We start from the raw sequence: 19,531 nt of genomic DNA on the forward strand, positions 1-19,531 counted from the left end.
ATATATGGTTTGGAACAAATAATTTATATTTGAACCGTAACCCAACATTCTTCTTGTCAATATTTATCCATAATCATTATATTGAGTTACGACAATGCACGGAATAAAGATTCTTGTTACAAGTAAAATTTGCTAAACCTGTCTAACCCAACCTACTAACTATCCCACAAAAATTCTATAATTCCTTGACGATATAAAAATAACTTTCTACACTTAGTATATTGATTTACTAAAAAAAGACAAAATACGGATATACCATGCTAGCAATAAAAGCAGAAAGGCTAAAAGAAGACACAATTCTACAAACAAAAGTTGTCAACAAAATAAACAGTGGTAAAAAGGCTGTTTTCAAATTTGAATCAGAAGAAGATAAGATGGCTTTTTTAGAGCAATCTTGTAAGCTTGCAACAGAGGTAGGCTTTGCAGCAGGCTCGGCTATTGGTGCTATAGCTGGAACGGCTATCGGTGGTCCAATTGGCGGATTTATCGGTGGAGCTATTGGTGGTGCCATTGGTGCTTTTATTGGACAAAGTATAGGTGTATGGTTGGCAAACTTTCTTTGGGAAAATGTTGTTAATAAAAGCGCTTTGTTTTTCAAAGAAGCATTTTCTTGGTTTGGGTTATTTCCTAACCGAATGATTGCGAGAACAACTTGTTAACCAAGATAATTCGTCATTTTAAGATGGTGCGTAATCGCTAAATCTGTAACGCACCCTACTGTCTAAATAATTACTCGGTTGAGGTTTTTTTCTCTAATCTTTTTCTTACTTCCGCTTCTAACTGTTCTCCTGTACTAACAACCACTCTATTAGGCTTTGCTCTCATAATAGAAAGGTAATGTTGAAACGCATCTTCATCTTGAGGGTGTGATTTGACGTAATTTCGTAAATCCGCTTCATTTAATTGACGATAATCTAAATCATTCATTGTATAATTTGCTCTCCATTGGTTAATATTTCTACCTGAATTGTTTCTCCTATAAGGACAACTATTCTTTGCGTTCTAGTATCGTATCTAGTTAGTTCAATTGTTTGCAGTAAATTACTCATTCTTACGCATAAACCGTAAAAAGAGCGCATTTGTTCGACTGTTGGCTCCACAAGCTCAATTTAAGTATATTAGTTATCAATTAGGGCTTTTCGATTAAATAGCGCGGACTAAATTCGTATTAGTATCAGTCTAACTTATTGATTTGCGAACGCGATATAATTTCGCCGGATTATTTACCGCTTAAGAATTTTGAATTCCTAACTATAGATATACGGGATAAATCAAGCTATACACTTTAACGCACTCTATCTAGCAGCTTTAGATGGTTATAGAATTGTGTTTGGTTAGATCGCGCACTGGGATATAAATAGTAAAATTGATAGAAATACTGAGTAAGTAATACTTTCAAGAAAGAATTTATCAAATTTTTACATTTTATTGTTATTTTCATGCTTGACACAACATTAAATAGTCGCTACCACATCATCAAAAAATTGGGGGGTGGTGGGTTTGGAGAAACATTTCTTGCTTGCGATCGCTGGTTGGAGGATGAGAGATGTGTTGTAAAGCAACTTAAACCGGATACTATGAGTCCGGTGACGGTGCGATTGTTTGAGAGAGAAGCTCAATTTTTGACTAAATTAGGCGTTCACGACCAAATTCCTCAACTTTTAGCTCATTTTCAGCAAGATGATAATTTTTATTTAGTACAAGAGTTTGTCGAAGGACATGACTTGGTGCAAGAGATAACCCCAGGTAAACACTGGGATGAAAGCGATGTGATGTATCTATTAGAAGAAATTTTAAAAATCCTCAAGTTTGTACATAAGAACAAAATTATCCACCGCGATATCAAGCCAGCAAATATCATGCGTCGGCACAAAGATAACAAAATCGTATTAATTGACTTTGGTGGAGTTAAACAAGTTAAAGTCCAGACAAATTCTACAATGTATACTCCTGTTGTTGGAACGCAGGGTTATATGCCAGATGAACAGTTCAAAAATCGCGCTCAACTGTGCAGCGATATCTATGCTGTGGGAATGGTAGCTGTTCAAGCATTGACGGGATTGCAGCCGATCCAACTTTTAAGAGATGCGAAAACCGGACAACTGCTTTGGCAGGATAAAGCCAAGGTGAGCGAGGGATTGGCAAATGTCGTAGATAAGATGGTGCGGTTTCACTTTGCAGAGCGCTATCAGTTAGCAGATGAAGCTTTGGAAGCTGTACAAAATTTATCACTCACAGCATCATACTGGTTTGGGCGCGGCGATAAATTGATAGAGTTAAAAGATTATCAGGAAGCGATTACAGCCTACGACCAAGCAATAAATATTAATCCGAATTACTCTCGGGCTTGGTATCATCGCGGTATCGCACTACGTCAGTTGAAAAAGTACGAAAAGGCGATTGCATCCTACGACCAAGTAATTAAAATTAAACCAGATGACTATCAAGCTTGGTACAGTCGCGGCTTAGTACTAGATGAATTAGATAGGAATCAAGAGGCAATCTCTTCTTTTGACCGAGCAATTGAAATTAAGCCAGACTATCATCAAGCTTGGTATTATCGCGGATTAGTGTTTAATAATTCTGGCAAGTATGATGATGCGTTTCAATCCTTTGACAGAGCCGTTCAAATTACGCCGAATTATCAGCAAGCTTGGATTAGTCGTGGTGCAGCGCTCAATAAATTAGAGAAATTTTATGATGCTATTACATCATTTGATAAAGCAATTCAAATTAGACAGGCATCTTCTGAAGCTTGGAATGGTCGCGGTTGGGCGCTAAAAAATTTGGAAAGGAATGAAGAGGCGATCGCCGCATTTGATAAAGCAATTCAAATTAAACAAGATATGTATCAAGCATGGACTGGTCGTGCTGTTGTACTAAAAAAGTTGAAAGAGTACGAAGATGCACTTAAAAGTCTGGAAAAATCAATTCAAATAAAACAGGATGACTTTTTTACTTGGTACGTTCGTGGTGAAGTACTTTACTACTTTGGTCGATATCAAGAGTCGCTGGAATCTTTTGATAAGGTATTGGCTATAAATCCTGGCTATGAATTGGCAATAAAAAACCGCAAATTACCAGAGAAAAAAGTGCGAAAAGTTTGGTTTTTGCGATGGTTAAGACTTTAGTTATTAGCGTGTAGCGTCCAAATACTGTACAAAACTAATGCTTGGCAATATTCTTAATAAGCGATATCACATAATCCAAAAGTTAGGAGAAGGTGGATTTGGAGAAACCTATCTTGCTCAAGATGGATGGCAAGAAGGGGATAATCGGTGTGTAGTTAAGCGACTTAAACCCGATTTAATTAATCCCACTATACTCAAGTTGTTCAAGGGAGAGGCAAAGAGTTTGACTCTTTTAGGCAGTCATGACCAAATTCCCCAACTTTTGGCGCATTTTCAGCAAGAGCAAGAAATTTATCTGGTGCAAGAGTTTATTGATGGGCACGATCTTACTAAAGAAATAATAGACGGAGAACCTTGGAAAGAAACTCGGGTAATCAAGTTATTAAAGGATATCTTGAAAATTCTTGAGTTTGTGCATGAAAACAAAGTTATCCATCGCGATATCAAGCCAGCAAACATTATGCGGCGGAACCAAGATAACAAAATAGTGCTGATTGACTTTGGCGGAGTCAAACAAGTTAAAACTCAAACAGGTTCTACACTCTTGACTGGTGTTATTGGTACACCTGGTTATACTCCTCAAGAACAATTTGACAATAATGCTCAACTTTGTAGTGATGTCTATGCCGTCGGAATGCTAGCTATTCAAGCTTTAACAGGTTATGACCCTGCTAATGTACCAACTGATAGTACAACTTTTCAACCCATCTGGCGCGACAAAGTAGAGGTAAATAAGAGATTCGCAGATGTTTTAGATCGGATGGTAAGATTTGACTTTGTTGAACGTTATCAGTCAGCAGGTGAAGCCTTAGAAGCTCTCAAAAATTTATCGCTTACTGCATCCGATTGGTACAACAAGGGAGAAAATTTATATCGATTGCAGCGATATACTGAAGCAATTGTAGCTTTTAAGCAAGCTCTTGAAATTCAACCGGAATATTATTTAGCCTGGAAATTTAAAGGACTAGCTCATAATAAATTGGCAAACTATACTGAAGCAATTACATCATTTGAAAAAGCAATAGAATTACAAAATGATTGTTTTGAAATTTGGTACAGTCATGCCTGGGGATTATTTCAACTGAAAAGATATAGCGAAGCTGTTAAATCATTTGACCGAGCTATAGACATTGAAAAAAATGATTTTAAAACTTGGTATTATCGGGGATTAGCGTTAGAAGAATTAGACAAATATTCTGAAGCAATTATATCTTTCGAGGAATCAATAAAAATTCAACCTGATTCCTATCCAGCTTTATACAATTGTGCTTACTTATTACAAGAATTAGGCAGATATGAGGAAGCCCTTGAATTCTTCGATAGGGCAATTGAAATTAAAACTGATGATTTAGAGGCTTGGTATAATCGTGGTTCTGTATCGTATCAGTTAGGCAAATATAGAACAGCTTTCGCATCGTTTGACAGAGCGATTAAAATTAAAAGTGATGATTCAGATATTTGGTACAGTCGCGGTTTAGCTTTAATGAAATTGCGAGAGTATAACGAAGCTATCGTCTCATTTGATGAAGCTATTGAAATTAAACCTGATGACTATCAAGCCTGGTTTAATCGTGCTTTAACTCTTAGCAAGAGAAGAAAATATACCGAAGCGATTTTTACATATAATAAAGCATTAACAATCAAACCTGATTTTCAAGAAGCATTAGAAAATCGCAATGCGATACGTAAGAAAGATACACCGTTTTTAAAAGCCTTTACTGTCGGAGGAATTTGGCTTCTTTTTAAAACTTTAGTTATGCTTCCTTATGGTCTTGTTTATAATAAAAATTGGTTGATGTCTACAGGTTTTTTTCTATCTATAGTAATGTTTATTTTAGCATCAACAATCACAGGGTTAATTGCTCGTTTTGGTCGCGCTACTGATATACGTTATAGCTGGGTTAAAATTATATTTTTAGACTTATTAGTAAAGTTAATTATAATCATTTATCTAATCAGCGTTATTGCCAGGAATTAGTCTTTGAATTAAGATATCTTATTGCATTGTAGATATGATAGGAAAAGATAATCATATCTATCGTTATAACGCACCATTTTGAAATATTGCTACTAGTTAAAGTTAAAACAATTACCGTTTCTCAGCTTCGTTCAAACCCGCCAGGGAATATAATTAAGAGTCTAATAGCAAAAGTCCATTGAAATGGACTGAGGAAAATAATAGGAAAATTCCCACAATTAACCCACGCAGGTGGGTTTCGCTTGTGTAGAAGCGGTTTCAACCGCCGGATAAATGATTATTCCCCAATGCCCAATCCCCCATCCCCAATCCCCTATTCCTCCATCTCTTCCACAACTTCCTTCCTATCCGTCAACGGCTTCACAACCTTAGCTATAGCTTCCGAAATAAAAGCTTTCACAAACTCATCCCGACGATTTAATTGAAACTGCCTTTGTACAACTTCTGTCATTCCCCCATCACCCCAATCTTGATCGTGACGGAAATATTCGATAAAGCTTTTACCGGCAATTCTAGTTAAATAAGCTGCCGTTACTCCCTGAATTGCTCTACCAATTACAAAAGTTGCAACGTTTAACTGTAGCGCTGTAGAAACTAACTGCAAAGCACCTTTAACTATGCCCAAACTCGCCAAGGTTTTCGCTAAGGAAAGCGCTAATTCCCTTCCCCTTTCCATATTCAATTCACAACCGTAAACTCTGCCAATTTCTACTACCATTTGAGCGTTTACGGCAGCAGTTGCCAGCAAATCCACCATCGGTAAAGGTGTTACCGAAACTACACCCGCACCAATCCACTGAAACCGATCTACAATTTTGTTCGCTTGCCGACGACGTTGAGTATCGATCAGTTTTCGGGCTTCTTCTCCCAATCTTATTGATTGTAAAAGAATATTATCAGCCACTAAATCTTCACCTTCTGCCCGTAAAATTGCTGCCATCCTTCGTAACAAAGGTACAATTTCCGGCTCCGAACGGAAAATATCGCCGTTTTCCAACTCTACCTCCTGCGGATTAGCGGCGATCGCCACGACATCGTTTGTAGGAATAAAGCCCCGCACTCGCTCCCGCAATTTAGCTAAAATCGCTTGAGTGTCTTCTTCTGCATACAAATCGGTTTTGTTTAAAACCACCAGCGAACGTTTACCAATTTCTGCTAATGCTTTTAAAGGTTCGTATTCGGAGCGTCGTAAATCGTTATCTACTACAAATAATAATAAATCGGCACTCGTCGCCAATTCCCTGGCTAACTGTTCCCTTTCAGTTCCCGCAACCCCCGCTTCCAAAATACCCGGCGTATCGGTAATTAAAATTCTGCGCTCCATCCCTTTGAGACGCAAACAATAAGTTTCCCCTACGGTAGTAGTCCCCATCGGCGCATCAACATTACCAACCATCCGCCCCATAACCGCATTTACCAAAGAAGTTTTACCCGCGCTTCCCGTACCAAATACCACTACTTGAATTTCACCGCGTGATAAATTTGCTTCAATCTCGCGGGATTTACTGAGTAAAGCTTGGCGAGAAACTTCATCTTGAATCTGCGAAACCTGTTGGCGCACCGCTGATAAAGTCGTGGAAGCAGTTTCTGTTTTTTTCTCAGGAAGCTTAATATTGGGACGTTTGCGGCTACGACTGCGCTGTTCCCCAGACTGTATTTTTAAAGCATAGTAAACAAAAGCTGCAATCAGCGCTGCAATTAAAATAACCAGCAAAAACAGCAGTAAATTAACTAAAATCGGAGAATAATAGGACAATGTCCAAGAAAGTCGGTTTAGAGAATCTAGAAACCACAAGCCAACCCCGAGGATGACAATTAAACCGACAATTAACGTAACTAAGCGGGATACAGGTATTTTGGGCATAGGGAAATTTGGGGAAGGGGAGAGGGGGAGAGGGGGAGAGGGGGAGAGGGGGAAGAATAAATAATTCTTAACTCTTAATTCCTAACTCCTCACTCTTAATTCCTCACTTTTAACCTTTGACCTTTGACCTTTGACCTAAATTAAATATTTTTTCTAATATAAACGTAAATATGGCTTTCGGTTTGCCATTATTTTTTAATAGGACATCTTATCAGGAGATATTAAGCTATGGGATTATTCGATCAAGTTCTTAATGCGGTGAACAACCCACAAACGCGAGGCAGTATGGACGATATTGGCGGTATCCTCAATACCGTGCAGCAGTTGAGCGGTAATTCGGGTACGAATTCTTCCACAATGCAATCCGCTATGGGTGTTGTGGGTAATTTTGTTCGTTCTTCTTTACAAGAAAAGCGAGTTAATGAAGGCGATCGCCAAGCTGAATCTATAGTAGACCAATTTAGCGGTACTTCCCCTAATTCTCAAGCTGTTAATAGTTTATTCTCTGGAGCTATGCAGCAGCAGGTAGCCCAAGCGATTTCACAACGTACTGGCTTGGATGCAAATATGGCTATGCAAATGTTACCGATGTTAGTTCCTTTGGTGCTGAAGTTTTTGCAGTCGGGTACTCATGCCCAAAATCCCCAGTCTGGTGGAAATTCTGTTCTCAGCAGTTTCCTCGATGCTGATGGTGATGGTGATGTAGATATTTCCGATGCGATGGGAATGGCTAGCCGTTATTTGGGAAGATAGTTTCAGTTAACAGTTATCAATTATCAGTTATCAAAATTTAATTGGTAATTGGTAATTGGTAAATAAAGTTAGGAATTATATGCAAAAATATCATTTTAAAATTTAGATAATATTCCAATCGGGATTTAAACAATTAATCAAGCCAAAATAGGTACTTTTGTTACTTCTGTGCAGTTAACTAGACGGGTACAAATAAATATAATACGCTCCGTCATTGCGAGGAGGAACGACGAAGCAATCGCTGAGGACTGGGATTGCTTCGTTCCTCGCAATGACGTTTTACATTTAATTAAGCCTACCTATTTATTGCGAACCAGAGTAGAATTTCAGAATTTGCGATCTTCATCCTCTGGTATACTTTGTGCCGTTACGCTCTAAAGTTATCAAACTGAATCTGGATATCGTCGAAATCGCGATCACCACCGTTGGGTAAATCTTCAAAAGCAAAGGTATTCTCATCAAGCAATTTGATGTGATCGAAGTTACGCAAATCGGTGTTCGCACCTAAGTATGGGAAGTAAACTTCTGCTTCTCCATTGAGTGCTTGGGCTAATGTACCATCGGCGATAATTAACGGAACAATAATAGAACCTGCATCAAATTTGACGGTTCCGCTTTCTTCGTTATCGTCGGTGGTGGAAAATTTGGGAGACACAAGATTATTTAAAGCCGCTTCTAAATAACCATCAGCGTCAGGTGCTAAACCATTAACAATACCAGTAATATCATCGACGGCGTAAAAGTAAACTTCGTTATTGAAATCAGCTTCTCTACTAATGGTGAAATCTACCGTTACTTGACCTGTAAAATCGCTTAAGTCAATTGATTCGATGGTAGTTCCGTTAACTTCCTGTGTGACGATTTGATTTTCTAATTTTGTGAGAATTTCCAAACTCGCAAGTATCGGATCGTGGTCGCTAGCTCTCTGAGGAGTATCGGCAAACTCGGAGTTTGTGTGTACGATATCGAACTCCGCATCATTAGCTAAATTATCGCTAACCAAAATATGATCTAAAGATTGCGAGTTACCTTCAAAGATAAAACTGTAACGCTCATCTTCCGATACGGTTTCTGTTAAATTTGTCAAACTCTCTGCCAAGGTTTTAACTGGGGAGACAAATTCAAACTCGTTGAAGTCACCCAAAACCACAACATTAGCGTTATCGTCTGCTGCTAAAATTCCATCAACGTAACCTTTGACAGCTTGGGCTTGGGCTTGGCGCTTATCAAGATTTCCATTAACAGTCGAGTCTTCCTGTCGCTCTGCAAAAGGTTGCTCTACACCGAAAATCGGAGCGCTACCACTTTTGTCAGAAAAATGATTATTAACAACGGTAACTTCTTCGCCGTTAAAAGTAAATTTAGCAGCTAGCGGTAAGCGACTGTCAAAGAAAGGATTGGTTAAATCAGTTTGTTGAGCATTAGCGTCAGTAATTGCACTCAAAGAACCATCAACAAAACTTACACGATTGGGATTGTAAAGAAATGCAGTGCGAATATTACCATTGAATTCGCCGCCGTTGGTATCATCGCCGATAAATGTATTATCAATGAAACTGTATGTTGGCCCTCCATTCGCGGCAATTTCATCAATTAACCTTTGCAAAGTTTGATTAGCGGCAACCTCTGAAAAGCCAGTACCATCATTATCTTGAATTTCCTGCAAGCCAATGATGTCTGGAGTTTTTAAGTTAGTGACAATTTGAGATGCGATCGTGCTAAATCTGCCGTCTGCTACATCTGTATCATCATCGTCATCATTAGGATCTAAGTTCAGCACGTTGTAGCTAGCAACCGTCAGTTTCTTTGCACCACCTTCTAAGCTGGTGGTTTCTGGTTGGATGGTTGAGGGAGTGACGGTGAACTGTTGTGTGGGATTAATTTCAAAGTTACCAAAACTATAGCCAACAACCCCTGTGACATCTCCTAGCTTTGCTCCAACATTTACGTCTGGAATATCAAGAAGAGGGAAAATGTCAAAATTTGCATTAATTTGAACTCTTTCGGGATTAAAGTCATCAGGGCTGATATTCAGCGTACCCCTTTCACTTAAACCTGTAGCGTTATTACCGCTATCTACAACCGCGAAGATTTCCCCAAATTGATTAATCGGAGCAACAGCTACTGCATCTTTGGCAGTTACCAGCATTCCTTCCAAAGACTCGAAGAAGTCTATACCGTCGGTGTCAGGATCGAAACTTGTGAAAGCATCATCATCGATATTTTTATTAGGAGGTACTCTACCACCACTACCAATTATTGTTGCTGCGGGGAGAGGATTACCGCTAGATATTACGGTTATATTCTCGCTACTAATTTGAGTTGTGGAAAGATTACCGCTGCTCTCACCTTCAGGAAAGAGAAAGAATTCGCTAACCGTACCTGTAACTTCTAAACTATCTCCAACTGCCACTGTGAGAGTAAGTGGACTGGAAACAAAAATAGCCTCGGAAGTTGCATTGTTTCCATCTCCTGTAACGTCTTGAAGATAGAAGCCATCCCGATCTACTGCTGTTACGATACCTGTAGTCGTTACAACTTGACCGTTGAGTGGTGATTTATGATTGGCACCTTGAATCTCGCTAATTAATACCATTGATAAAAGTCTCCTGGTTAATAGTTATACAAAATGGGCAAAAAATTCTGAGTCAAGACTTACGCTATGTTTAGTGTAAAGTATTATTCTAATATCTCAGTATTTATAACGACTCAGCTAAAACGCAGTATCTCCGTAAAAAACTAAAAAACGATAAGATAAAGCTCTATCATAAGTTAAAATATTACTTAACCCTAAGTAATTACCACTCAGTATATTTATGGTATGCTGATAAATACCGCAAATAAATGTCACTTTTGATATTTGCCATTAGATACTAAATAATTTGATTTAACAAAAAATTAATTTGTAGTTAACTTTTAGAGAAAAAGCAATTTTTTTAAAGTAGTAACTTTGAGCTTAATAAAAAAAAGATAGCATTGATCTGTGGATAAAAAACAAGAACCAATATCAAGTAAAATCTGATAAATAGGATAATCCTATTACTCTTTATCTGACATATTTATGTATTAAAACATGATGAATAAACATCTATAAAACTATTTTTTTATTGTTATTAATATAATCTGTTTTTTGCATTAAAAAACAAACATATTTTTGTTTTTTAACCATTAATAGTAGTTTTTGTCGCATAGTAGTACGTATTTTGTAAATTTTAAAAAAATAAACACAAATAAAACCGGATAGTTGTAGCTCAAATACAACTTGATTGCTTTATTGACTTCACTTGATAACATGACTAAGATAAGTTTGTCAATAGCTAGTAATCAGTTAACAATTTTTACTAAATTTTAGGTACTATGTCGAACAGTTAACTTCCAAATAAATTGAAATATAAAGATTATTTTTTTGTTCTCAATTAATATTTTTTACTGATAGAGTTAAGTTCCGGACAATATTTTTTTATAAATAAAATGACAGATACAACAAAAATTTCCGCAAAAAAATCGTCGCACCGTTTGGGTATCAAAAATCTGAATTTGAACAAAATTATTGGAGCAACTATAATCGGCTTGGGTTTAGCAGTTGGCACAATAACAGCTATCCCAATATTCGTTAATGCTTCCGACCATGATGATGGTGAAGTGGATACAAAAGGTCGCAACCGGAATCTAACCGATTTATACGTGTTCCGCGAACAAGACCAAAACGCCAGCGCCAGTGCAGATGACTTGATATTCGTGATGAATACCAATCCGCGATCGGTGGCTCGTCAGCAGTATTATTTCAGCAACAATGCCCTTTATGAATTTAAAATTACCCGCGTTGCCGATAAAGATGCAACCCCCACGGGTAAAGAAGATGTGGTTTTGCAGTTTCAATTTGGAAAACCCAACAGCCAAGGGCAGCAAACATTTAAACTAACTGCGATCGCGGACGGTACAATAATTGGTGCTGATGAAGGCACAACTACTCCCTTAAGTTCAGAGAATAGCCCAACTATCAACCAATTAAATTTAGGGAATGGCAACGTTAGCGTATTTGCAGGATTGCGGGAAGATCCATTTTTCTTCGATGTGGAACAGTTTTTCCGAGTTCGTGCAGGAGCTTTAGGTATCGGACCAGCAGTTGGTTTTCTTCCACCAGAAGAAGCCATTGACTTTGCCGCAGGATATAACGTTAATACCATCGTTGCCAGAGTACCCCGCTCTTTATTGCAAGGATCTACTTCCAATACAACCTTCGACGTGTGGGAAACTATCTCCGTCCGCAACCCAGACTTTCGTGCCCAACGCGGTGGTAATAGATTCCAACAGTTTGAACGTCTCGGACGACCAGCTATTAACGAAGGCTTAATTGTTACTAACGATTTTCTGAATGCCTTTAACAGTATTCCCCCTACTGCTGACTTAAGTGATGCTGCTGCACCCGTGGGAGCGGAAGCAAAAGCTACCCTCCTCGCTTTGGGAAATGACGAAGCACGAGCTAACACTTTACTAAGTGCATTCCTTCCTGACGTGATGCGAATTGATACCACCCAACCAAGCGGTTACGGTTTAGCTCTCAACGCCAAAGGTAGCCCCATCAGAGGACGTTTGCTCGAAGATGATGTGATTGATACAACCTTAAGCGTACTTACGAACGGTGCAGTTACCGCCGATAACGTTTCCTACGAAGGTACTCCGGGTAATCCTTCTCAAGGTCATAAGCCGTTAGTAACAGATTTTCCTTACCTAGCACTACCGAATTAAAGGCACATAAATAAGGCTAGTACTCTGTCCCATTAGTTTTGATGGGTGTGTATCCAATCCGCCAGGGACTGCAAGTCCCTGTCTCATAGCAAAAGTCCTCTAAAGAGGACTAAGGTAATACCCCGCACTATTAATGTGGCAGAGTGCTAGTAGTCCTTTTCCAGCCGTTTTAATGGCTTTTATTTCAGTCCTATTTATAGGACTTAAGCTATTAGACGGGGACTTGCAGTCCCCGCCGGGCTTAACAAATGCTTTTCTCTGTCTGGTTCAAACAAGAACAGGAATAATGGCAATGACAAAAGCTATTTACAAGCACAAATTCCAGCCTAAATGGCTGTTACTTTTAACAATCCCGATCGCAACTAGCCTTGTAGTCTTATACTTTAATTCTCAATCTTCCCGACTTCCAAAGTCTTACCGTTACTCTGTTTCTCGCTCTTTACCAGGTATCAATAATCGTCGAGCTACCGTTCTCCAAGAAATCAACTTTTACCGCGAAAAACTCCGTCAGAATCCGGAAAGTGGCTTAAATTTAGCTTCCTTAGCTCAAGCATATTTGCAAATGGCAAAGGCAACTGGTGAAAGTAGCTGGTATTTACTCGCAGAACAAGCAGCTAAACGCTCTCTCTCTAATTTACCTTTTAATAACCAAGGTGCGGCGATCGTTTTGGCTCGTGTTGCTCAAGCTAGACATGATTTTACCGAAGCCATACGCTTATCCCAAGAAGTATTAAAAATTCAACCGAGCAATCAAAATGCCCTCGCTATCTTGGCAACATCTAAGTTAGCAATGGGTAAATTACAACAGGCAAAAACCGCTGCTGATACTTTAGTTAATAAAAATCCTACCCAAGCAAACTTAACTTTACAAGCCTTGGTATTAACAGCACAAGGACAAGAAGCGGCAATTAATACTTTTAAATCGGCTCTATCAATGGAAGAAGCCGGGGAAACTGGTACTTCTGCCTACACGCGGGTATTACTCGGTCAGTTTCATTACAAACACGGTGAACTAGAACTAGCAGAAGGCTTGTATAAAGAAGCCCTACGAATTATACCGAGATATCCCTTAGCTTTACTTCATTTAGCAGAACTAAAAACCAGACAAGGAGACTACAAAACAGCAGAAAGCCTTTACGCTCAAGTTTTACCCAACTCCCAGAAATCATCGACAACTTACGATCATGCTGTTTTTCGCGGCAAAGCTAGACTCAAACAATTGCAAGGCGATCGACAACAAGCAGTAAAATTATTAACTGAAGCCGAAACCTTGCTCAGACAAGAAAACGCTACAGGACATGGTAACGGTTCCTTTGGACATCAGCGAGAGCTAGCGCGGTTGTTATTAGAAAAGAATCGTCCTCAAGATACAGCTGAAGCTTTATCCTTGATGCAAGCAGAAATCAAAATTCGTCGCGATGCTCAAACTCTAGATACTCTTGCTTGGGCTTTATCTGACTCTGGACGTTTTAAAGAAGCTCAACAAGTTATCCAAGAAGCCTTGCAAATGGGTACAAAAGATGCTGCTATATTCTACCGTGCAGCCACCATCGAAAAAGCATTGGGAAACGATCGCCAAGCTTTAACTTATCAAAAATTATCTCAACAAATCGATCCGACTTTTGACAAACAAGCGCGACGTACATCAGGGCTGGGATTAGAGAATTTTGAATTTTAGAAATCAAAAAGATGAAAAACCACTGGCGTAAAATTAGTATAATTTCCTTTCTTCTCTCGCTGCTGCTATCAATTGGCTTTAGTACTCCTAGCCTTGCACATTGGGCAGATTTGTCAGTTGCGGAAATTACGGTAGGCGAAATAGAAACCGCAATGACACTGACTTTTCCGACTGGCTTAGTAGCTTTTAGCGATGATAACCGGGATGGACAACTTTCCCCAGAAGAAACTACAACCCATAAAACAGAACTGGAAAAGTTTTTAGGCGATCGCATCTTTTTAGCTAACCAGCAAGGTAAAAAAGGTACTATGGCGATCGCACCTGTGGACACCAACTTGCAAGCAATGAAAGTTAACGCTAGTACCCACAGTACTTTGCAACTAAATTATTCAGGGCTACAGCCAGTAAAAAACCTGAAAATGCATTATGATTTGTTTCTCGCTGAAGCACCCGCAGCCCATTGTCTAGCAACAATCTTTCACCAAGGAAAAGTCCAAAATTTTATTTTTAACCGCCAAAACCGGGATTTTTGGCTAATTTCTACTGCAAAGTGGCAATTTGGTGGTAGTCTTATCGTCGCGCTGATAGGTGCTTTTTTCTGGGGTGCAATGCACGCGATGTCACCCGGACATGGTAAAACCATAGTTGGTGCTTATCTGGTTGGTTCGGAAGTCACCGCTCAACACGCTCTGTTTTTGGGACTAACAACGACTCTCACCCATACTATCGGCGTGTTTATCTTGGGATTGGCAACTCTATTTGCTTCGCAATTTATCTTACCAGAACGGGTATTACCTTGGTTAAGCATTCTCTCTGGTTTGACAGTGCTGGCAATCGGTTTAAATTTATTTATTAGCCGTCTGCGTCAATCTCGCGAACACCATCATCATCATCACCACGAACATCATCATCATCACCACGAACACGAACATCATCACCACCACCATCACATAAAAGCAAAAACCCCTGTAACTTGGCGAAATTTACTCTTCTTAGGCATTTCTGGTGGACTTGTACCTTGTCCTTCAGCTTTAGTATTATTATTAAGTGCGATCGCGATCGGACGTGTGGGTTTTGGACTAAGCTTGGTTGTAGCATTTAGTTTGGGACTAGCATTCGTATTAACAGCGTTAGGATTATTGCTAATTTACGCCAAACAGCGATTTGAGAAACTACAGCTACCAAAACCACAGCGTTTGTTAAGAATTTTGCCCGCACTCAGCGCATTTTTAATCTCACTGATTGGTTTAGGAATCACCACACAAGCATTAATAGAAGTAGGAATAGTACGGTTATAAATTTTATGCCACACCAGTCAGTTCCCGCCCTCACCCCGCCCTAAAGGGCACCCCTCTCCCAAACTTGGGAGAGGGGAGGGGGAGAGGGCATTATCTTGAATACCAACGCACTTTTTGTATGAATTTTTATCTTTTAAAAAGGTACAGAGTCAACATCCTAGACATCCTACAAAAGTTTTAGCTTCAAACAAATCAACCCAGAGAAACTTGATTTGTAATCTCAAAATCTCCTACTTCGAGTTCGCTGGCTTCAACACCAATAAGAGAAGCTAACTGTTCGCCAGTGCTGGTAATTGCGATCGTACTACCACTACCCGAACTGGTAATTTCAAGTTGGTCAAATTCAAAAGTTTCGATAAATTGAGTTAAAACCAAAGAATCTTCACCTTTGACAAAATCAAGAATGGTGTCAGTTCCTTCTTCAGTTGAGATGATAAAGCGATCGCTTCCTTCACCACCACTCAAGATATCGGTACCTAAGCCACCGGCGATTATGTCATCACCTTCTTGACCATTTAAAATATCATTACCCGCGTCACCAAGGAGGTTATCGGCACCCTCACCACCATTGAGGATATCGTCGCCTTCACCACCTTGTAGTAAATCTGCTCCACCGTCGCCATTGAGGATATCATCCCCAAATACGCCGTTGAGTTGGTCGTCGTTGGAACCACCATTGAGGTTATCGTTACCCGCACCTCCGTTGAGGATGTCTTCTCCGCCGTCACCGTTGAGAACGTCATTACCGGCTTCACCTAAAAGTTCGTCATCTCCATTACCGCCATTTAGGTTGTCGTTACCGTCACCGCCAAAGCCAGATCCACCGAGAAGGAAATCGTCACCATCACCGCCATTAAGGACATCGTTGCCAATACTACCGTCGAGGAAATTGTCACCTTCGTCACCTTCAAGCAAGTCGTCTCCCAAACCACCTATAAGGTCGGTGCTTTCTGTGCTTTCGCTATCGCCGACATTATCCATTTGATTGTCGTCGCTATTAACAGTATCTCCCGAGTCAGCCATGAGTTCGTCGGTGCTTTCTGTGCTTTCGCTATCCCCGACATCATCCATTTGATTGTCTATAGTCTGTTGATAATTGTCTAAGGCATCGTTAAAAGAGTTCCTGATATAAGCGACGAAATCATTCCAAAAATCCATGAAATCCATAATTGTATCCTTACAAAATTAATGCAATAGCCTGCGGCGACTCCCTATAGGAGTATCGCTTTTGAGATCAAAAAACAGGGGAATAAAATTCCACAACCCACATAAGGGCGCGTTAATTGAAAGATTATCCCGACTTGAGACATCGAAAAGATTTAAAAATTAACCAAGCCTAGCTCGTGTGCGACTTAGTTTAGCTACATTTTGCCACGGGCCCCAAACAGCAAAGGTAATACCAGGGTCTTGGATATTGAAAAACATTGTCTGACCGTCTGGAGAGAAAGTTACACCAGCAAGCTCATTATCGTTTATGTTGTTCTGAATAAATTCGTAGAGCAACCCGTCGGGAGTAATACCAACGAGCCGGTCTGTTCCTGAGCCATCTTCGCAGGTGAATAAATCTCCGAAAGGAGACACCGTAATGTTATCGGGCGCATCTAACACTTCTTGGTCGTTGGGTTCAACGAAAAGTTCGATGGTACCTCCAGTTCCGTTGGTTACGTCAGGCACATAACGCCAAATCTGACCGAGTTCTTTTTCACCACCATCCGTACAGCAGAAAAATACTTCGCCACTTTGAGGATCGAAAGCCATTCCTTCTCCACGAGTAAATATTGCTGCTCCTTTGTCGGCAGCTTGTTGGCGAAGATTGTCTTCGGGAGATTCTACGTCCTCAAGCGGAATCCATACTGCGGGGAATGGAGTTTTTAGAGGAAAACCAACTGCGGTCTCAATTCCCGGCTGTCCTTGAATTCCCAGAGCTTCCAGAGAACCACCAGCAAGTAAGTTACCAGGCTCATTGGGAACATAGCGGTAAAAGACGCTATCACCTCTATCTTCAGTCTGATAAACGATACCAGTTCTAGAATCAACGGCGATCGCCTCGTGGTTAAAACGACCCATCGCTTTGATTGCTTCGGCTTTAACTAAACCTTTTTTCGGGTCTACTTCAAAGTTGTAACCGTGAGCGACAGAAACTACATCTTGGTTGGGAAGTCTGACACTGCGTCTCTCCTGCGGATCATCGGGCTCTCCACCCTCCGGATCGGCCACTACTTCTACATCCCCTGGCTTAGAGGTATTTTCTTCGCAAGTAATATATGTATTCCAGGGGGTAGGTCCGCCAGAACAGTTACGATAGGTACCACCCAAAGAAACCATATCTTTGATAAGTCGGCGATCGCGTCCGATAACTAAGGTTGTAGTACCGCCGTTAGCAAAAGGATCGTAAGCATATCCTGGGGGTACTTTTACGGGAAACTCGTCTTCATCAGGACTAAGTTCGTGGTTGCGGACTAAATAAACCAGTCCTCCAGGTGCGGGAAAAGCTGCCATCCCGTCATGATCTCCGGGAACTGGATTGCCGTCAGTCATTGGCTGACCTGTAATCGAAAAAGCGGTGTACTGAAATTGTGGAGGAAGCGCAATCAAAGGCTTTTGATATTCTCCTGGCAATTCTCTGACGTTCTGCGGTAATTGAGGTTGCAGTGAACCATAACCTTTTGCTTTAACCGATTGTCCGCGAGCCGCTCTAGCATAAAAAGCTTCTAAAGGCGACAATAACGCCGTTCCAGCAGCACTGGTAGCTGCCAAGGTAAAAAATTTCCGTCGCGATAAATGCATAATTTTTCCCTATTCCGTACAGGACTCTCCGAAGTTATTTGTGGTCAAAATTATTAATTTAACTTGTTCTTAATCTTCTCTTAAAACAAAGATTTTTTGTTTTAGATGTTTATTACATTACTACTAAATCAATTTTTTATTCCACTTATTTTACGGTTGATATTAAGTTTTTATAAAAGTCTCATTTTACCCAAATACTGTAAATTAATTTTTGTAAAACAAATGATTTATTGAAATCTTTGAAAACCCTATTATTTTGTAATTGATAATGTTATGTTAACCTTTTATTAGTTTATCTCTAAACTTCTGATTGATATCTAACTTGACATATTTATAAGTTTTATATGATTGATAGTATTGTCAAAGGTACTCAAAAACAATTAATTTGGGTTGGTAAGAAAGTTATTGTCCGACCAGAATTTAATCCGGCAATTGTTAAATAGGAAGTAAACTTCTGCTTCACCGCTGAGCAGGGCAAACACATCTAAATTTAGAGCATATGGTATTGACGAAATAACTTAAATATGTATCGAACGAGAAAATAATGTTTATCGTCGAGAGTGTCTTATCTACTTACGAAAGCAGAGTCAAAAAAAAGAACTCAGTGACAAGTCAATAAGTATCACTTAATGCCACAATCTGAGGCTTTGTTGAAAATATGGCTTTCTTAATGACAAGATGCGTTGCCCCTGCACCGCTGAGTGCTTGAGCTAACCTAACATAAGGGATAAATACGGAAACTATGATCGAATCTGCATCGAGTTTGACGGTTCCGCTTTCTTCGTTATCGTCGCTGGTAGAGAATGCAGGAGACAGTAAACTATCTTGACTTAAAGACGCTTGTTTCACACTATCGTCTGCTGTCAAAATTCCATCAGCGCATTTTTAATCTCGCTGATTGGCTTGGAAATCACCACGCAAGATTAATAAAAGATTGTTACAGCTAGGGTGCAAAATATCGGTTATATCCTTAGCTCCCAATCAAAATTTTAACTTACGCATAACATATGGTTGTTCGTTAGCTGCTTACTCTTATCAAAGCTTATAACTATACTCTTTATTCTTTTCTTAATCTTTACTGAATAAATAATTAAACTTGAACTGATAGTCTTGAGTGTGAGATGTGACATACACAACATAAAGTTGTATTGGTATATCAAGATTGCTGGCTGATTTTGAGAAGAAAGTTAGCCTTGAAAATAGTAATGATCATGGTTCTGTAGGCATCTGGGGTAAGGCTTTCAATTCAATTTAAGTTTTAAGTTTTGTTCCATAATTATGTTTATTTCTACC

The 19,531-nt window shown here is 39.6% G+C and carries 14 protein-coding genes; 7 read left to right on the forward strand and 7 right to left on the reverse strand.

The genetic code is table 11. The annotated features are described in order from the left end of the window. The first annotated feature begins 257 nt into the window (after positions 1-257). Positions 258-659, forward strand: a complete 402-nt coding sequence (locus ACM03V_RS22775; RefSeq protein WP_414623083.1) for a hypothetical protein — start codon at positions 258-260, stop codon at positions 657-659. 70 nt (positions 660-729) lie between these two features. Here the strand turns inward: ACM03V_RS22775 and ACM03V_RS22780 are convergent, their stop codons facing one another. Beyond that, complete coding sequence (locus tag ACM03V_RS22780; RefSeq protein ID WP_414623084.1) at positions 730-927, reverse strand: DUF6887 family protein; 198 nt, start codon at positions 925-927, stop codon at positions 730-732. Then, positions 924-1,100: a DUF6888 family protein gene (locus tag ACM03V_RS22785; RefSeq protein WP_414623085.1), complete on the reverse strand. Its 177-nt coding sequence runs from the start codon at positions 1,098-1,100 to the stop codon at positions 924-926. The genes ACM03V_RS22780 and ACM03V_RS22785 overlap by 4 nt, the downstream gene beginning before the upstream one ends. A 339-nt stretch (positions 1,101-1,439) precedes the next feature. Between ACM03V_RS22785 and ACM03V_RS22790 the strand changes: the two genes are divergently transcribed. Together ACM03V_RS22790 and ACM03V_RS22795 are read left to right on the forward strand one after the other, a co-directional pair. Next, positions 1,440-3,131, forward strand: a complete 1,692-nt coding sequence (locus ACM03V_RS22790) for a tetratricopeptide repeat protein (RefSeq protein ID WP_414623086.1) — start codon at positions 1,440-1,442, stop codon at positions 3,129-3,131. A 37-nt stretch (positions 3,132-3,168) separates the two neighbouring features. Then, positions 3,169-5,109, forward strand: a complete 1,941-nt coding sequence (locus ACM03V_RS22795; RefSeq protein WP_414623087.1) for a tetratricopeptide repeat protein — start codon at positions 3,169-3,171, stop codon at positions 5,107-5,109. A gap of 313 nt (positions 5,110-5,422) precedes the next feature. On the opposite strand, the gene ACM03V_RS22800 is transcribed toward ACM03V_RS22795, so the two are convergent. Continuing rightward, positions 5,423-6,964 (reverse strand): YcjF family protein, encoded by a 1,542-nt coding sequence (locus ACM03V_RS22800; RefSeq protein WP_414623162.1) that lies wholly within the window; start codon positions 6,962-6,964, stop codon positions 5,423-5,425. A gap of 237 nt (positions 6,965-7,201) precedes the next feature. On the opposite strand from ACM03V_RS22800, the gene ACM03V_RS22805 reads away from it, so the two are divergent. Continuing rightward, positions 7,202-7,726: a DUF937 domain-containing protein gene (locus tag ACM03V_RS22805; RefSeq protein ID WP_414623088.1), complete on the forward strand. Its 525-nt coding sequence runs from the start codon at positions 7,202-7,204 to the stop codon at positions 7,724-7,726. A 367-nt stretch (positions 7,727-8,093) separates the two neighbouring features. Here the strand turns inward: ACM03V_RS22805 and ACM03V_RS22810 are convergent, their stop codons facing one another. Continuing rightward, positions 8,094-10,322: a DUF4114 domain-containing protein gene (locus tag ACM03V_RS22810; RefSeq protein WP_414623089.1), complete on the reverse strand. Its 2,229-nt coding sequence runs from the start codon at positions 10,320-10,322 to the stop codon at positions 8,094-8,096. Positions 10,323-11,197: 875 nt separating this feature from the next. Between ACM03V_RS22810 and ACM03V_RS22815 the strand changes: the two genes are divergently transcribed. The 3 genes from ACM03V_RS22815 (at position 11,198) to ACM03V_RS22825 (ending at position 15,451) form a co-directional block, all read left to right on the forward strand. After that, entirely contained in the window at positions 11,198-12,475 is a 1,278-nt protein-coding gene (locus tag ACM03V_RS22815) for a DUF4331 domain-containing protein (RefSeq protein WP_414623090.1), read from the forward strand. Positions 12,476-12,767: 292 nt separating this feature from the next. Further along, the gene (locus tag ACM03V_RS22820) at positions 12,768-14,153 is read left to right on the forward strand and encodes a tetratricopeptide repeat protein (protein WP_414623091.1); all 1,386 of its coding nucleotides are present in this window, start codon (positions 12,768-12,770) and stop codon (positions 14,151-14,153) included. 11 nt (positions 14,154-14,164) lie between these two features. Continuing rightward, the gene (locus ACM03V_RS22825) at positions 14,165-15,451 is read left to right on the forward strand and encodes a nickel/cobalt transporter (protein ID WP_414623092.1); all 1,287 of its coding nucleotides are present in this window, start codon (positions 14,165-14,167) and stop codon (positions 15,449-15,451) included. Between the two features lie 192 nt (positions 15,452-15,643). Here ACM03V_RS22825 and ACM03V_RS22830 read toward each other — a convergent pair whose 3' ends face one another. From ACM03V_RS22830 to ACM03V_RS22840, 3 genes are all read right to left on the reverse strand, one after another. Then, the gene (locus tag ACM03V_RS22830) at positions 15,644-16,618 is read right to left on the reverse strand and encodes a calcium-binding protein (RefSeq protein WP_414623093.1); all 975 of its coding nucleotides are present in this window, start codon (positions 16,616-16,618) and stop codon (positions 15,644-15,646) included. A gap of 159 nt (positions 16,619-16,777) precedes the next feature. Continuing rightward, on the reverse strand, positions 16,778-18,238 hold the full coding sequence (locus ACM03V_RS22835; RefSeq protein ID WP_414623094.1) for an alkaline phosphatase PhoX: 1,461 nt from the start codon (positions 18,236-18,238) through the stop codon (positions 16,778-16,780). A 612-nt stretch (positions 18,239-18,850) separates the two neighbouring features. Continuing rightward, complete coding sequence (locus ACM03V_RS22840; RefSeq protein ID WP_414623095.1) at positions 18,851-19,105, reverse strand: hypothetical protein; 255 nt, start codon at positions 19,103-19,105, stop codon at positions 18,851-18,853. Positions 19,106-19,531: the final 426 nt, after the last annotated feature.

The organism is Calothrix sp. CCY 0018 (assembly GCF_963920925.1).
In the GTDB taxonomy this organism is placed as follows: Bacteria; Cyanobacteriota; Cyanobacteriia; order Cyanobacteriales; family Nostocaceae; genus Rivularia.

Coding starts and splice junctions, on each gene's coding strand:
- ACM03V_RS22775 (WP_414623083.1), top strand. CDS start 258: ATGCTAGCAATAAAAGCAGAAAGGCTAAAAGAAGACACAATTCTACAA.
- ACM03V_RS22780 (WP_414623084.1), bottom strand. CDS start 927: ATGAATGATTTAGATTATCGTCAATTAAATGAAGCGGATTTACGAAAT.
- ACM03V_RS22790 (WP_414623086.1), top strand. CDS start 1,440: ATGCTTGACACAACATTAAATAGTCGCTACCACATCATCAAAAAATTG.
- ACM03V_RS22795 (WP_414623087.1), top strand. CDS start 3,169: ATGCTTGGCAATATTCTTAATAAGCGATATCACATAATCCAAAAGTTA.
- ACM03V_RS22805 (WP_414623088.1), top strand. CDS start 7,202: ATGGGATTATTCGATCAAGTTCTTAATGCGGTGAACAACCCACAAACG.
- ACM03V_RS22810 (WP_414623089.1), bottom strand. CDS start 10,322: ATGGTATTAATTAGCGAGATTCAAGGTGCCAATCATAAATCACCACTC.
- ACM03V_RS22815 (WP_414623090.1), top strand. CDS start 11,198: ATGACAGATACAACAAAAATTTCCGCAAAAAAATCGTCGCACCGTTTG.
- ACM03V_RS22820 (WP_414623091.1), top strand. CDS start 12,768: ATGACAAAAGCTATTTACAAGCACAAATTCCAGCCTAAATGGCTGTTA.
- ACM03V_RS22825 (WP_414623092.1), top strand. CDS start 14,165: ATGAAAAACCACTGGCGTAAAATTAGTATAATTTCCTTTCTTCTCTCG.
- ACM03V_RS22830 (WP_414623093.1), bottom strand. CDS start 16,618: ATGGATTTCATGGATTTTTGGAATGATTTCGTCGCTTATATCAGGAAC.
- ACM03V_RS22835 (WP_414623094.1), bottom strand. CDS start 18,238: ATGCATTTATCGCGACGGAAATTTTTTACCTTGGCAGCTACCAGTGCT.